Source organism: Listeria innocua (assembly GCF_028596125.1).
Lineage (GTDB): Bacteria > Bacillota > Bacilli > Lactobacillales > Listeriaceae > Listeria > Listeria innocua.
On record NZ_CP117229.1, the window covers coordinates 2,425,540 to 2,440,788 of the forward strand.

Here is a 15,249-nt window from a genome sequence, read left to right on the forward strand (position 1 = left end):
TTTACGACGAGGTCATGCGTTTATAAACAAATTTTCCAAGCAAACGAGCTAGGACATTGAAAAGTAATACGGAAAGAATTAATACAGCCGAAGCTCCGTCAGAAACAGCTTGCGCATCTGGCATAATTCCCTCACCATTAATTTTCCAAATATGAACAGCTAACGTTTCTGCTGGGCGGAAAATATTTAGTGGTGAAGCTGGATTGACCGGGTTCCAGTCAGTGAAATCAAGGATTGGTGTACTTTGTCCTGCTGTGAAAATTAACGCTGCTGCTTCACCAAATACCCGTCCTGCTGCTAAAATAACCCCGGTAATAATTGCTGGTAATGCCGCTGGAACAAGTACTCGCGTAATTGTTTCCCATCTGGATAACCCTAGAGCAAGTCCTGCCTCACGTTGCGTGTTTGGAATAGCATTAAGCGCCTCTTCGACAACACGAATTAATAGTGGTAAATTGAAAATCGTTAGTGTAAGCGCCCCGGAAATAACGGAGAAGCTCCACCCCATTTGAATAACAAAAACAAGGAAACCGAATAGCCCTACGACAATAGATGGAAGTGAGGAAAGCACTTCAATCGTTGTACGAATTAAATCTGTAATCCAATTTTTACGCGCATATTCTGCCATATAAATTCCCGCACCGAGCGAGATAGGAACAGAAATAATCATTGTGATAACGAGCATATAAAATGAGTTCCAGATTTCAGGACCGATTCCGCCGCCAGCTTGGAACGACTGTGGTGGGGTCGTCAAAAACTTCCAGCTAAGTTGCGGAACACCTTTTACTAAAATATAGCCGAGTAAACCAGCTAAGATAATGACAATTAATACAGCAATGGCATAGAAAACGCCTGTCGCGATTTTATCTTTTGTTTTTACATTCATTTGACTTTCCTCCTACGTCCGATGAAACGGATCACAATGATGAAAAATAGTGACATTGCGAGTAGCACCATTGCAAGTGACCAAAGGATATTATTATCAAGCGTACCCATAACCGTATTTCCCATTCCCATTGTTAAAATACTAGTTAACGTGGAAGCTGGTTCAAATAAGGATGTTGGAATAACAGCAGAGTTACCAATAACCATTTGTACAGCAAGGGCTTCACCGAATGCACGAGCCATCCCAAATACAATCGCCGTCAAAATCCCTGAACGCGAACTACGAAGCACTACTTTCCAAATCGTTTGGAAACGTGTTGCTCCAAGTGCCAAAGAAGCTTCTCGGTAATGACGCGGAACTGATTTAATTGCATCTACGCTGAGTGAAGTAACAGTAGGCAAAATCATTACTGTTAAAACAACGGTCGCAGCTGCAATACCAAACCCACTTCCCGAAATATGGTCGCGAATAAATGGAACGACAACGCTTAGTCCAATGAATCCATAAACAACAGATGGAATACCAACTAAAAGTTCCATAACTGGTTGCAAAATCTTCTTACCAAACTTAGGTGAAATTTCTACCATAAAAATGGCTGCACCGATTGCAAGTGGTCCTGCAATACAAGCGGCAAAAAGCGTTACTGCAAAAGAGCCAATAATCATTGGCAAAGCGCCAACTAATGGATTTCCATTTGCATCTTTTTGCGAAGGGTTCCAGTCTGTTCCAGTTATAAAATCAACAAAAGACACTTTATTGACAGTAAATGTTGCTAAACCTTTCGATATAACAAAAAACAAAATAGACGCTGCGGCAATAACCATGATAGAAATACAGATGAATGTAATAATTTTGCCTCTAGTTTCTAGATGCGCCTTTTTAGAAGTTTGTGTAAGCTTCTTTTCTTTTATCGCTTCCAAGTCACGTAAGCTCCTTTCTCCTCCCATGTTTACTCCTAACATGGGTATACGTCTATCCTGATATTACTAGGATAGACGCCCATTTCATTCTTTTTATTTTACGTCAGTTAGTTTACCAGATGCATCGCGTTCCACTTTCATGGATTTGATTGATTGGTAACCAAGTTGTGGTACGATATTGTTTTGTACTTCATCAGAAGTCATATATTTTAAGAAAGTTTTTGTTAGGCCTTTTGGTTCGCCATTTGTATACATATGTTCATAAGACCAGATTTTCCAATCGTTAGTTGCAACTTTTTCTTCTGTTGGTTCAACGCCATCTAATGAAAGACCAACTACGGAAGCGTCAATGTAAGAGAATGCTAGGTAGCTGATTGCTCCTGGAGTTTCGCTTACGATTTTACGAACTGTACCGGATGAATCTTGTTCTTGTGCTTTAACTGGTGTTTTACCATCAAGTCCCCATTTTTCGAAAGTAGCACGTGTTCCGCTTCCTTCCGCACGGTTGATGATTGTAATTTTTTCGTCTTTACCGCCAACGTCTTTCCAGTTAGTTGTTTTACCAGTGAAAATGTCGATTAATTGTTGTTTAGTAATATTTTTAACGCCTACATCTTTGTTTACTACAGGTGCCATTCCAACAACTGCTACACGATGATCAACAAGTTTTGAAGCATCTACGCCGTCTTTTTCTTCAGCGAATACGTCCGAGTTACCAATTTCAACTGCACCTTGTTGTACTTGTGTTAAACCAGTTCCAGAACCGCCGCCTTGAACATTGATTTGAGCTTTAGGGTTAGTGTTTGTAAATTCTTTGGAAGCTGCTTCAACGAGTGGTTGAAGTGCAGTGGATCCGACTGCTGTTAATGAGCCAGAAACTTCTTTATCCCCTTTTGTTGATCCGTTTGCTTTATCTTTTGAACTGCTGTCACTTCCACATGCTGCGAAGACAAGCATTACTGCTGCTAACATTGCTACTATTCCCAAATACTTCTTTTTCATTATCTTATTCCCACCTTGTTTTTTTAATAGTTATTCCTTACAAGTATCACTATAACGCGTGAGATTTAAGGTGGTGTGTAGCTAATGTTAAGTAATTGTAAATTACCTCATTTTTTGTCGAAAATGTAAACTTTTTTATGAATATCTTTCAAATAAAAGGCAAACTGGTAAATTATTACACCAAATTTGTTTCTTTCGTAAATAAAATAAAAATATCCTGTCCGAAAGATTACATTCTTTCAAACAGGATATTTATTAGGCTTTTTTTGGTAAAGTGACGCGGAAGGTCGAGCCAACTTCTTCTTGGCTTTCTACTTCGATTCGTCCACCACAGTTTTCAACTAAATGTTTGACGATAGAAAGTCCAAGTCCAGTGCCTCCTGAGTGTCTGCTACGTGCTTTGTCCACTCGGTAGAATCGTTCAAACACGCGGTCAATATCTTTAGCAGGTATTCCAATTCCGTTATCGGTTACTTCTATTATAACCTCTGCTTCTTGATTAATTAATTTAACTTCAACTTTTCCATCTACTGGGGTGTAGTTTATCGCGTTAGAAAGTAAATTAATTAAAATCTGCTGCAATTTATCACGATCAGTTTCAATAATGATTGGCGGAATCGTTTTTTCTGGAACAGATACTTGGATATTTTTTTCGGTCGCCATTTCAAAAATAGTCCGGGAAGATTGTTCGATAACTTCATCTACATCTACTGGCTCAGTGTTTTCTGCCACAGGATTTTGTTCAATTCTAGAAAGTGCGAGAATATCCATTATCAATCGATGAAGTCGATCACTTTCTTCTTTGATAATCGTTAAGAATTTTTTGAGTAGCATTTCATCGTACATTGCGCCGTCTAGTAGTGTTTCCGCGAATCCTTTTAGTGCAGTTACTGGTGTTTTTAGTTCATGGGATACGTTTGTCACAAATTCAGAACGGACATTTTCCAGATGGCGGATTTGAGTAATATCATGTAGTAGTAAGATAATCCCGGTAATTTCACCGTTTTCTGCTAAAATTGGCGAAACACTTGCATCTAAAATCATCTCCCGCGGGAAATAAAGAATGATTTCTTTTTGTTGCATCGTTTTTGTTTCAAAAGTTGCATCAATTAATTGACTAAGTGCGAAACTTTTAATTACTTCATAAAATGGTTTTCCAGTAATTTCGGTTTCTCCTAAAATTTGGTACATTGTTCGGTTAGTCATGATTACTTGTTTATCGACATTGATAAGCATTACGCCGCTCACTAAGTTTTGAACAATAGCATTAAGTCGTTGTTCATTTTGCTTAATTTCGAACATCTGTGTTTCTAAACTTTCTGCTAACATATTAACACTGACAGAAAGGTCTTGAAGTTCGCCGCTTACTTTACCGTGAATGCGGCTGTCGTATTTATGATTAGCCAAATCGGTCGAAACTTCAATAATTTCATTCACTGGTCTAGTAATTTTTCTGGCGATGAAAACACTGATGGCTGCGATAATGACTAGAGCAATACCGAAAATCAGAGCTAAATTGCCCCAAAGTTTAGCAACTGCTGCATCCACCGACTCAAGGGAAATTGAAATCCTTAAAACGCCGTCTGTCTTCCCTTGATGTTTAACGGGAACCGCAACGTAAAGCATACTATAACCAAGTGAATCACTTTCCCGAATTGAAATGCCAACATTCTTTCCTTTTTCAAGAATATCAGCTACTTCCGGGCGGTTCATATGATTGTTTAAGTTATCAGGATCTTTTTTAGTGTCAGCTACAACATCACCATCATTATCAATCACCGTAATACGAGCATCAATTTCATCACCAAGCGGATCAAGTGTTTTTTGAATCGTTCCTGCATCTTCATCCAAATTTAAATTCTCAATGTTAGTTGTTTGCAGTAAGATTTTCGCGTCATCTTCTAGCTGGTTTTCTTTCATCGTTAAATAAGTGGATTTCATTAATTCCCCAGAGAAAATACCTACAATAACCATCACAACGAAAAATAAGATAAAAAAAGATAACCCGATTTTCAGCCATAATTTTTTCATTATTTTACATTCTCCATTTTATAACCGAATCCACGTATTGTTTTAATGTATTTCGGTTGTTTAGTATCTAGTTCAATTTTATCGCGTAAATGGCTAACGTGAACATCTACAATCCGCGTTTCACCTACATAATCATAATTCCAAACCGTATCAAGCAATTGATCTCTCGAAAAAACTTTGCCGCGATGATTGGCTAGGAATAAGAGCAGCTCAAATTCTTTCGGCGTTAAATCTAATAAATCATCTTGCAAATATACTTCATAACTATCCGGTAAAATTTTCAAATCACCAATTAAAATAGTCGCTTCTGTATCTTCCGTTTTTTCTTCGGTAACTTCGGCCTTGCCTTCTGTCCGTCTTAAAATGGCTTTAATCCTTGCGACAACTTCTCTAGGGCTAAACGGCTTTGTCATATAATCGTCTGCACCTAACTCTAAACCAATGATCTTATCTAGTTCTTCATCTTTGGCAGTTAACATTAGTATTGGAACTCCAACTTTATCTTGGCGGAGTTTTTTCGTTACTTCAATTCCGTCCATTTCAGGAAGCATTAAATCAAGTACAATTAAATCTGGTTTTTCCGATAGAGCAAGTTCGTACCCAGTTCTACCATCTTCAGCTGTGACTACATCAAACCCAGCTTTTTCAATATTAAATTGCAACAAGGTAACAATAGAAGCCTCATCATCAACTACAAGAATTTTTACCAACTTACTTCCCATCCCTTCTTTATGTAACCCTTTTATCTAAAATATAGCATGAATTAACTATTTTCGGGTAGAAATGCATTTATATTAATCTTATCTTTACAAAAACTTAAAACACCAATGCTGCCACTGGTGTTTTAAAATCATCTCGGTTCAACTAATAATAAACCCAGTTCAAAAGATTCATTTTCATAAAGTGCTGTTTGTTCAAAACGTGGCTCACCAGCGTTATCAATTACTTTTAACTTGCAAAATGCGCGGTTTAAGTTAAGCGCCTCGTATAGTTCTTCACGATTGTGCACTTTTTGTCCGTTAACTTCTGTAATTTTTTCGCCTGCTTTTAAATTCAAACGGGTCGAAGGAGTGCTTTCACGGGCGCCAAGAACTACAAGCCCATCAGGTTGCGGACCAAATTTTTTCGGTAGTAATTGTTCGGAGCGGTAATGACGATAGGAAATCCAAAATCGACCGATCACAGCGAACATAAACGCAAAAAGTGTTAGTACTGGCATTACGATTCCAATCAAACCAGCTACAGCAATAATCGTTGCTAGTGTAGTTACTTGAACGGCAATTTTTTTACTAGCTTCTTCTGGCAATTGCGCTTGTACTTGCTGCTGGAAACCAATGAATAATGGCAAAATAATTAACGAATATGACTCGGACCCAATTGTAAACACAGGCCACCACTCAAAAATCTTCGTAAACACATCTCCAGGAATAAAAACAACAAGTGGTACAAACCATAATTTTCTTAACTGAAATGAACCGACTAACTTACCACGTTTACTTTTACGAAGAGATGGTGACGGATTTTTCGCGCTTGTGTATTGAATCAAGAAAGCTTCTACAAAAAGCAAAATCGCCAGTAAAAATGTCATCGAAATCATAAAATTATCTATAAATATTGCATCATATGTAAACGCTAGATTGGTAAATGGTGACAAGTTAACATCGAAATAATAGCAGAAATAAAAGATTAAGCTGGTAATTCCAATAGTAAAAGCAGTAGAGCTAAGTCGGAACATCCCAACAATTAATAAGAAACAAGCTACGGCATTAAAAATCGCAATCCATTCAATCATTACACTAAATCCAATAAGTGTAGTAATAATGGATAGCACTAGACCAAACAACAAACTCACGCCAAAGAAATTCTTCAGCTCTAACCACGGCGAATAAATGCTAATACTAAACGATTTCCGCTCCCACTTCACTCGATTAAAACCAGCAATTATCACTAAAATAATTCCTACATACAATGCTGGTTGTAGAAGTAGTCTCCCTATTCCATTAAGTATTTCACTAAAAATATCCATTTTCTACACCAGCTCTCCCTTAAGTTACTTCTATAATATAGGCGATAAAAGTCGACTTACCGCTTCTTTAAATTTAATCCATAAAGATCGTTTTGCATATAATTCAGGTGTTAATTGGTACGATTTCAAAATATCTTCTAAAAAAGCATCTTCTAATTTTTGAACCATTTTCTTTTCATAAATAAAAGCATTGACTTCAAAATTCAAGCGGAAACTCCTAAAGTCCATATTGGCAGTTCCTACAGAAGCAATTTCACCATCAACAACTAAGGTCTTTGCATGAATAAAACCATTATCATAAATGAAGATTTTAGCTCCTGTTTCCATAAGTTCACCGGCGTAATTAGTTGTTGCTCGGTAAACAAAAGCATGGTCAGGTTTATTCGGAATCATGACACGAACATCGACTCCTGAAAGTGCTGCAATTTTTATCGCTTCAAGCAAACTCGCATCTGGAATAAAATATGGAGACTGCAAGTAAATCGTTTTTTTAGCAGCATTTATCATTTTAATGTAACCATTCTTGATTTGTTGCCATTCGGAATCAGGACCACTAGACACAATTTGCATGCTTGTATGGCCTTTACCGTGAAATGTTGGAAAATATCTCGCTTTATAGTCAATTTTATGAGTAGATGATGCCGAATTCCAGTCCATGATAAATCGGGTTTGCATAGCATATACCGCTTTACCATGCACGCGTAAATGTGTATCGCGCCAATAACCAAATTTTTTCGAACGTCCAAGATATTCGTCACCAATATTAAAGCCACCAATATAACCAACATCTCCGTCAATAATCGCCAATTTTCGGTGATTACGATAATTTAAACGGAAATTAATTAATGGTAATTTAGATGGGAAAAATGGTCTTACTAAACCGCCATTTTTTTCGAAAGTACGGAAAAATGATTTTTTCGTCGTCCGTGAACCCATTGCATCATAAATAATTTTTACATTTAAACCTTCTGCTGCTTTTCTTTCAAGCACTCGCATCAAACGGTTTCCAAGCTCATCCGAATGGAAAATATAGTAGATGAGATGAATATGATCTTTTGCTTTTTCAATATCTGCTATTAAAGCATCAAATTTTTCGTGACCGTCAATAAAAAGCTCTACTTCATTATCTTGCGTCAAAATAGCTCCATCATTAACAAGCAATAAGTAAATTAAATCGCGATGTTTTTTTACATTTGGATCGCTAAATGGAAATTCTTTTTGACGTATCATTTCTATTTGATTTGCTGTTGACTCTTGTATCCCGATTTTTTCTTGTCCCTTCCAATCAAAAATCTTTTTCCCTGAAAGCTTTCTCCCAAAAATTAAATAGATAATGAATCCAAATATTGGAACAAAAGTTAAGACTAGTAACCAAGCCCAAGTGGCGGATGTATCGCGTCTTTCTAAGAAGACCGTCACTGCCGCAAAGAATACGTTTAAAATCAGCAAAATGACTAATAAATAAGCTAATAGTCCCATTGTGTTCCCCCTTTTCTTACACAAACTGATAGTAGTATCATATCATAAAAACCGTATTTAGCCTATTCCAGTTCGTTTTCACCTAAGAAAAACCATTGATTTATCATCAATGGTTTTCAAATTAAATATAAGGTGCTGGATCAACTGGAATACCATTTTTGTGAATCTCAAAATGAAGATGTTGTCCGGTTGATTGACCGGTGGATCCCATAATACCAATTGGTTGTCCTTGTGATACTTGTTGACCAGTTACTACTTTCAAGCTACCGGCACGCATATGAGCATATAATGTTTGGAAGCCATTACCATGATCAATTTTCACGACGTAACCATAACCTCCAAAGCCGCTACCTGTTGCGCCAAATCCTGAAAATACGACTCTACCAGATGCCGCAGCGGATACTGTAATCGTACCTCCGCCCGCAATATCTTGACCTTTATGAGATTCATATTTTCCAGTAACTGGGTTAGTACGCTCACTAAATCCAGATGTTAACATTCCTGATGCTGGCTTGATAAACTGCCCGCCACCAGAACTTACTGTGTCAGTTGCGCCAGTTCCTGCTGAAGATGTTACAGAGCTTGGTTGCTGCGCTGCGACAGTGGCATTTTTAGCCGCTGCTTCTTGCATGCGTTTTTCTTCAGCCGCTTTAATTGCAGCTTCTTGTTTTGCTTTTTCACCAGCAATATTAGAAGCAAGTTTCTTTTGTTCGTCTGAAAGAGCACCTTGTTCATTAGTTAAAAGTGTTTGTTCACTTTTCGTTAAGTCTTTTTTATTTGCAAGAGCCATCACTAAGTCATTCTTTTCTTGTTTTTGGCTTTCCATGTTGTTTCTTGATACTTCTAGCTCAACTGCTAGCACTTTTAAGTTTTCTAATTTTTTTTCTGAACTATTTTCTGCTACTTTTAGTTTATTTTGATCGTCTTTTTGATCTTGCATTATATTTTGGTCCGCTTTAACAATTGCGGATACAACTGTCACGCGGTCGATAAGTTCTTTAAAATCATCAGCTTCAAAAATCATGTCTAAGTATGATGTGGCAGTTCCTGTTGTTTGAATAGCTCTCGCTCGACTATCAAGCACTTTTTGACGGTCGCGAATATCATTGCGTAGCTTTTCAATTTCTTTCTTTAGTTTTTTCAGCTTTTCATTTTCAGAATCAACTTTATCTTCTTGTTCTTTCAACTTTTTATTCGTTTCATCAATGCTATTTAAAAGTGATTCTAATTCTTTAGCAGCGTCTTTTTCAGCGTTTTCTAAATGGTTTAATTCTGAGTTTTTTGTGTCTAGATTCTTATTTAGCTCTGATTTTTTTTGCTCTATTTCGCTTTGGCGTTTTTGCATGTCATTAATACTTTCCGCCTTAACACTTGTTAATGGTGCAGAAATAATCAAAAGGCTAAGTGCTGTTACTACCCCATATTTTTTAAGCATAATAAGCTCCTTTTCTATTATCTATTTGACTAGGAACTTCTTCATTCCCTTAACGTTCCATATAAAAAAGCACCTTTGTTTTTAAAACGACAAAGGTGCTTCTTAACTTTTCAATACTTATTAGAAGTTAGCTACGCGGCCATATCCTACAAGATATTTAGCCCAGTAACCGCTAGTGATGTTGTCATATTTAACACCGTTGTTTTGAGCGTTAATCATTTGACCACCACCAACATAAATTCCAACGTGAGCAATTCCGCCACCGTAGTTGAAGAACACTAAGTCACCTGGTTTTGCTTGGCTAGCACTAATTTTGGAAGCTGCTGCATATTGTCCGCCAGAAGTTCTTGGTAGAGAAACTCCTGCAGCGCGGAAAGCATAAGATGTAAATCCAGAACAGTCAAATGCGCTCGGGCCAGTTGCTCCAAGGCTATAAGGTTTTCCAAGTTGAGCTCTTGCTGCTGCGATCATTGCAGAATATCCACCACCTGATGGAGTTGCAGCGCTTGGTGCTTCACTATTGTTAGTTGATTCTACTTTGTTTGAAGTTTTGCTGTTAGATGAAGCATTAGTGTTTGTTGTTTGTTGTCCAACATTTGCATCAGTAGCTTCACGTAAAGCAGTTGCGCGAGCAGTTGCTTCTTTCGCTGCTTTATCACGTTCACTTACAAGACCAGCTTTTTCGTTTTCAGCACTTGCTTGATCAGCTGCTAATTGAGCAACGATTGCTTCTTTTTCAGCTTTTTGTGCTTCAATTTTATTTTGTTGTGCTTCGAATTCATGAATTGCAGTTGCTTGTTCTTCTTGTTTTTTCTTTACTGCAGTTTGTTTAGTTTTTAAAGCTTTTTCATCTTTTTGTTGATCTTCTAAAATAGATTTGTCAGAATCAACTAATTGGTTTACTGCAGAAACACGACCTACTAAGTCAGAAAGGTTTTCTGCATCTAAGATTACTTCAAGATAGGCATTAGAATTAGAAGTTTTTTGCATTGCACGAGCGCGTTCTTTTAAAACAGTTTCGCGTTCTTTAATACGTTCATTGATATCTTTAATATCTTGATTAAGTTGTTTAAGTTCTTTGCCTGTTTGGTCAAATTCTCCTTGTAAAGATTTCGCTTTTTCTTGAGCTTTCTCAAGATCTGCTACTAAACTAGAAAGATCTGATTGTAACCCTGTTTTTTTAGACTTAATGTCATTGATTTTTTTATCTTGATTTTGAATGTCTGTATTTACGTCTGCAAAAACATTTGTTGTAAAGGCTGGCGTCAAACTGATAACTGCTGCGAGTGAAATCGCAATAAACGTATTCTTTTTCAAAAAGTTTACCTCCTAAAAAGCTCCCTAAGCTTTTTCTTTTAAATTATTTTTATTTCAAGTTAAGTAATTTCTTAGTTAGACTTTCAAGAATCTACGGATAGAGATAACACTACCCCAAATTCCTATTAGAACTCCGATTGCAATAATCAAAGCACTGATTTGATAGGCGAACGGTGTTGGAGGCAGAAGTGATAGTGAACTTGTCACCAACTTCGGATTTACCAAGTTGTAAATATTAACATAGCCTATAAATGTTAATACAACCGGGACAATCGAACCAATTAACCCAAGCCATGCACCTTCTAAAACGAAAGGCCAGCGTATGAACCAGTTGGTCGCTCCTACTAATTTCATAATTTCTATTTCTCTACGACGGGAGAAAATCGCAATCTTAATTGTGTTTGATATTAAGAACATCGCTGTTAGTAATAATCCAATGCTTAGGATAATACCAGCATATCGTCCCCATTTTAAGGTATCAAACAATTTGTCGACTGTTTTCTCACCATATTCTACATTATCTACGTACTGTAATTTTTCTACTTTTTGAGCAATCGCCTTCGTTTGTGTTGGCTCTTTAGCCTCTACAACGAACACATCGTATAGTGGATTATCTTGTTTAAACAATTCGAAGTTTTTGCCGTACGCGCCAACTAATTTCTTCAACTCATCATCCTTGGAAGAAAAACTGACACTATCAACTCCATTAATCTTCTCAATGTTTTTCTCAAGTTCTTGCTGCTGTTTCTTGTCTGCGCTTAGAGAAATATGTACGTTAATTTGTACATTGTTTTCTACATCTGTTGCAAGCTTGTTCATGTTGATCAATATTGCAAAAAACACGCTGACTAAGATAAGTGTTACTGTTACTGCACTTGCTGCTGCAAAGGTCATCCAACCATTCCGGTAAAGGCTCTTAAAACTTTCTCTTATATGTCTTCCTACAGTCCTAAATTTCATAGCCATATTCTCCTTGCTGCTCATCTCGAACAATTCTTCCATTCTCGATAGCTACTACCCGGTGTTTCAACGTGTTAACAATTTCTTTGTTGTGGGTTGCCATTACAATGGTTGTTCCGCGATTGCTTATTTCTTCAAGGATATTCATGATTTCCCATGAAGTATCAGGATCTAGGTTACCGGTCGGCTCATCTGCTATTAATACTTTAGGCATATTGGCAATCGAGCGGGCAATGGATATCCGCTGCTGCTCACCACCGGAAAGTTCATCCGGCAACATTCTTACTTTATGCTTGAGGTTGACTAAATCTAGCACTTCCATAACACGTTCTTTAATTACGGTTGGCTCAGTTTCAACCACTTCCATCGCATAAGCAATGTTTTCATAAACAGTTTTGCTTTGAAGTAATTTGTAATCTTGGAATACCACGCCTACGTTTCTACGTAAATATGGGATTTCACGATTTTTCATATTAATCAAATCAAATTTGTCTACGATGATTTTGCCTTTCGTCGCTCGTTCTTCTCTGTAAATCATTTTAATAAAGGTTGATTTACCAGCACCACTCGGGCCTACTACATAAACAAATTCCCCTTCACCAATGTTAATATTGAGTCCATTAGCGGCAGTTATGCCATTGGGGTATTTCTTATAAACATCTTCCATTAATATCATTTTATCACCTTACTATGCCTTTCTACTGAGTTACATTTTAGGTAATGCATGGTAACCATGAAGATGAACTGTTTGTTGGCTCGAATTTAAACTCACAACATAAGCTTAATTATACCATGACAGTTTTTCATCTATAGGTTAATTGCATTACAATTATATTTCAGGGTATGACAATATCTCGATTATTGTAATAGGAAACACAATTTTTGATTTTAAATTCTTTTGAAAAGTTATCCGTGGTTCTTATTTTCTTAGACAAAATAAAAAAGCACCTGTGTTGGTCTTTTCTACTGCTAACATTGTAACTTGTTTTTACCCTAAATAACATTACAGGTAGATTAAAAAACATTACAGTTATCGCTACCGGAATAGACCAATTAGAACAAAACTGCTTCAAGTCTACTATTACGCTAAAGGTTCCTGTCATCAAATTGTTAAATAGGGAGGTAAAAAACTTGAAAAAGGCAACATTTCTCCCCTAAAAAGAGGAGAAAATGTTGCCTTTTATGACGTGAAACCTTCCCCCATTACTTCACTTGCGCTCATTACAACGACAAAAGCTTCTGGGTCAATTTCTTTTATTACTTCTTTTAGTCTAGAAAACTCACTTTGAGCAATAACACAAAGTAAGATTTGCTTGTCATCTTCAGTATAGCCGCCCTTTGCTGAAAGGCGAGTAATACCACGATCAATTTTAAAGAGGATTGCTTGTCTGATAGCTTCTTGATTCTCTGAAATAATAAACACTGTTTTGGATTGATTAAGCCCCACTTGCACTAAATCAATTGTTTTACTAGTTGCAAAAAGACCAATAAGTGCATAAAGTCCAGATTCAATATCAAAAACAAACATTGCCGAGATAACTACAAAGCCATCAATTAAAGCTACACATATCCCCAATGTTAAATGAGAATATTTATGCAAAATTTGGGCAGCCACGTCCGTACCACCAGTTGAGGCCTTGCCACGAAAAACAATTCCAAGTCCCATTCCTACTAGCACGCCCCCAAATAATGCAGCGACTAGCGGTTCATGCGTCCATGGTGCTAATCCTTGTGTTAAATACACAAAGAAAGGTAAAAGCATTGTACCAACAAAAGTTTTCAAACCAAATTGATACCCTAAGAAGAATAATCCAGCAAGAAATAAAGGGATATTAAAAGCCCACTGGATAAATGCTGGATTCCAACCAGTTAAATAGTTAATAATCGTACTTATCCCACTCACACCGCCAGAAGCAACATGATTAGGCAAGAGTAAAACATTGAAGGCTAGTGCAATTAAAGCAGCACCAATAATAACATATAAATACTCAATTAATTTAGAAACCATTGGGGATAAAGGTTGCTTTTTCCTTTTATTTGTCATCGTTCTTATCCAATCCTAGAACGCAAATATGCATTGATAAAGTCGTCTAAATCTCCATCCATTACCGCTTGAATATTACCGGTTTCGTAATTTGTACGATGGTCTTTCACCATGGAGTAAGGGTGGAAAACATACGAACGAATTTGGCTTCCCCAACCAATTTCTTTTTGCTCACCACGAATTTCTGCTAGCTCGCGTTCTTTTTCTTCTTGTTCTTTTTGATATAGTTTTGTTTTCAACATTTTCATTGCTTGTTCACGGTTTTTAAGCTGCGAACGTTCTGATTGGCAGGTTACTACAATCCCGGATGGAATATGTGTCATCCGAACTGCTGAATCGGTTGTATTAATATGCTGTCCGCCAGCACCAGTTGCACGATACGTATCAATTTTCAAATCTTCTGTACGTACTTCGATTTCAATTTCATCATCTAATTCTGGCATAACATCCACTGAAACAAAAGATGTATGACGTCTACCTGATGAATCGAATGGAGAGATACGAACTAAACGATGCACACCTTTTTCTGCTTTCAAATAGCCGTATGCATTGTGCCCTTTGATGAGTAATGTAACGCTTTTAATACCCGCTTCATCACCCGCTTGATAATCGAGCATTTCGACTTTAAAACCTTTTTTCTCAGACCAACGTTGATACATGCGTAATAACATTGAGCCCCAGTCTTGTGATTCTGTTCCACCAGCACCTGGATGCAATTCTAAAATAGCATTATTTTTATCATATGGATCACTTAACATTAACTTAAGTTCAAATTCACTTATCGTCGCCACATATGCTTTAATATCTTTTTCTAATTCTGCTTGTAAATCTTCATCTGCTTCTTCTTTTAGTAGTTCTAAACTGATTTCCATGCTTTCTTGTTCTTCTTCAAGCGCATGAAAAGCTTGATACGTTTCTTTGTATCCATTTGATTCATTAATTACTTTTTGAGCCGCTTGTTGGTCGTTCCAAAAATTCGGATCCAACATCTGGTCTTCTAACTCAGCAATTCGAACTTCCATGCTGTCTAAGTCAAAGAGACCCCCTAAAGTCTTTGATTTGCTGCGCTGTTTTTTCTAGTTCATTACGAATTTCTGCTAATTCCATTCTAATTCCACCTTTTTTAAATTTACTTACAAACTTTCATAG

Annotated in this window: 13 protein-coding genes; all 13 read right to left on the minus strand. The window is 37.0% G+C overall.

The genetic code is table 11. The annotated features are described in order from the left end of the window. Nucleotide 1: 1 nt before the first annotated feature. Nucleotides 2-886: a phosphate ABC transporter permease PstA gene (pstA, locus tag PQQ29_RS12635; protein ID WP_003722630.1), complete on the minus strand. Its 885-nt coding sequence runs from the start codon at nucleotides 884-886 to the stop codon at nucleotides 2-4. After that, nucleotides 883-1,806, minus strand: a complete 924-nt coding sequence (pstC, locus tag PQQ29_RS12640; protein ID WP_003741167.1) for a phosphate ABC transporter permease subunit PstC — start codon at nucleotides 1,804-1,806, stop codon at nucleotides 883-885. The genes pstA and pstC overlap by 4 nt, the downstream gene beginning before the upstream one ends. A 93-nt stretch (nucleotides 1,807-1,899) precedes the next feature. After that, complete coding sequence (locus PQQ29_RS12645) at nucleotides 1,900-2,808, minus strand: phosphate ABC transporter substrate-binding protein (protein WP_003763937.1); 909 nt, start codon at nucleotides 2,806-2,808, stop codon at nucleotides 1,900-1,902. Nucleotides 2,809-3,063: 255 nt separating this feature from the next. Beyond that, entirely contained in the window at nucleotides 3,064-4,839 is a 1,776-nt protein-coding gene (pnpS, locus tag PQQ29_RS12650) for a two-component system histidine kinase PnpS (RefSeq protein WP_010991312.1), read from the minus strand. After that, nucleotides 4,839-5,549 carry a response regulator transcription factor gene (locus tag PQQ29_RS12655; protein ID WP_010991313.1) on the minus strand — a complete coding sequence of 237 codons (711 nt, stop codon included), beginning with the start codon at nucleotides 5,547-5,549 and terminating at the stop codon, nucleotides 4,839-4,841. Before PQQ29_RS12655 ends, pnpS begins: the two co-directional genes overlap by 1 nt. 140 nt (nucleotides 5,550-5,689) lie before the next feature. After that, a complete protein-coding gene (locus PQQ29_RS12660; RefSeq protein WP_185482609.1) occupies nucleotides 5,690-6,865 on the minus strand; it encodes a PDZ domain-containing protein in 1,176 nt (391 codons plus the stop codon). A 30-nt stretch (nucleotides 6,866-6,895) separates the two neighbouring features. Then, nucleotides 6,896-8,344, minus strand: a complete 1,449-nt coding sequence (gene cls, locus PQQ29_RS12665; protein ID WP_003768327.1) for a cardiolipin synthase — start codon at nucleotides 8,342-8,344, stop codon at nucleotides 6,896-6,898. A 121-nt stretch (nucleotides 8,345-8,465) separates the two neighbouring features. Beyond that, on the minus strand, nucleotides 8,466-9,779 hold the full coding sequence (locus tag PQQ29_RS12670) for a murein hydrolase activator EnvC family protein (RefSeq protein ID WP_010991315.1): 1,314 nt from the start codon (nucleotides 9,777-9,779) through the stop codon (nucleotides 8,466-8,468). Between the two features lie 120 nt (nucleotides 9,780-9,899). After that, on the minus strand, nucleotides 9,900-11,096 hold the full coding sequence (locus tag PQQ29_RS12675; protein WP_003772338.1) for an NlpC/P60 family protein: 1,197 nt from the start codon (nucleotides 11,094-11,096) through the stop codon (nucleotides 9,900-9,902). 75 nt (nucleotides 11,097-11,171) lie between these two features. Then, nucleotides 11,172-12,056, minus strand: coding sequence for a permease-like cell division protein FtsX (gene ftsX / locus PQQ29_RS12680; RefSeq protein ID WP_010991316.1), 885 nt, complete (start codon nucleotides 12,054-12,056; stop codon nucleotides 11,172-11,174). After that, nucleotides 12,046-12,732 (minus strand): cell division ATP-binding protein FtsE, encoded by a 687-nt coding sequence (gene ftsE, locus PQQ29_RS12685; protein ID WP_003772335.1) that lies wholly within the window; start codon nucleotides 12,730-12,732, stop codon nucleotides 12,046-12,048. Before ftsE ends, ftsX begins: the two co-directional genes overlap by 11 nt. A 504-nt stretch (nucleotides 12,733-13,236) precedes the next feature. Then, nucleotides 13,237-14,100 carry a YitT family protein gene (locus PQQ29_RS12690; RefSeq protein ID WP_003772332.1) on the minus strand — a complete coding sequence of 288 codons (864 nt, stop codon included), beginning with the start codon at nucleotides 14,098-14,100 and terminating at the stop codon, nucleotides 13,237-13,239. Between the two features lie 5 nt (nucleotides 14,101-14,105). Further along, nucleotides 14,106-15,207 (minus strand): peptide chain release factor 2 gene (prfB, locus tag PQQ29_RS12695; RefSeq protein ID WP_147732828.1). Its coding sequence is split into 2 segments (ribosomal slippage): nucleotides 14,106-15,134 and nucleotides 15,136-15,207, totalling 1,101 coding nucleotides; the frame shifts between segments, so codons are not numbered across the junction. Nucleotides 15,208-15,249 lie beyond the last annotated feature (42 nt).

Bases quoted from the DNA above. Each gene is read 5' to 3' on its own strand.
- PQQ29_RS12670 (WP_010991315.1), bottom strand. From the start codon at position 9,779: ATGCTTAAAAAATATGGGGTAGTAACAGCACTTAGCCTTTTGATTATT.
- PQQ29_RS12645 (WP_003763937.1), bottom strand. From the start codon at position 2,808: ATGAAAAAGAAGTATTTGGGAATAGTAGCAATGTTAGCAGCAGTAATG.
- pstA (WP_003722630.1), bottom strand. From the start codon at position 886: ATGAATGTAAAAACAAAAGATAAAATCGCGACAGGCGTTTTCTATGCC.
- ftsX (WP_010991316.1), bottom strand. From the start codon at position 12,056: ATGAAATTTAGGACTGTAGGAAGACATATAAGAGAAAGTTTTAAGAGC.
- cls (WP_003768327.1), bottom strand. From the start codon at position 8,344: ATGGGACTATTAGCTTATTTATTAGTCATTTTGCTGATTTTAAACGTA.
- PQQ29_RS12690 (WP_003772332.1), bottom strand. From the start codon at position 14,100: ATGACAAATAAAAGGAAAAAGCAACCTTTATCCCCAATGGTTTCTAAA.
- pnpS (WP_010991312.1), bottom strand. From the start codon at position 4,839: ATGAAAAAATTATGGCTGAAAATCGGGTTATCTTTTTTTATCTTATTT.
- ftsE (WP_003772335.1), bottom strand. From the start codon at position 12,732: ATGATATTAATGGAAGATGTTTATAAGAAATACCCCAATGGCATAACT.
- PQQ29_RS12660 (WP_185482609.1), bottom strand. From the start codon at position 6,865: ATGGATATTTTTAGTGAAATACTTAATGGAATAGGGAGACTACTTCTA.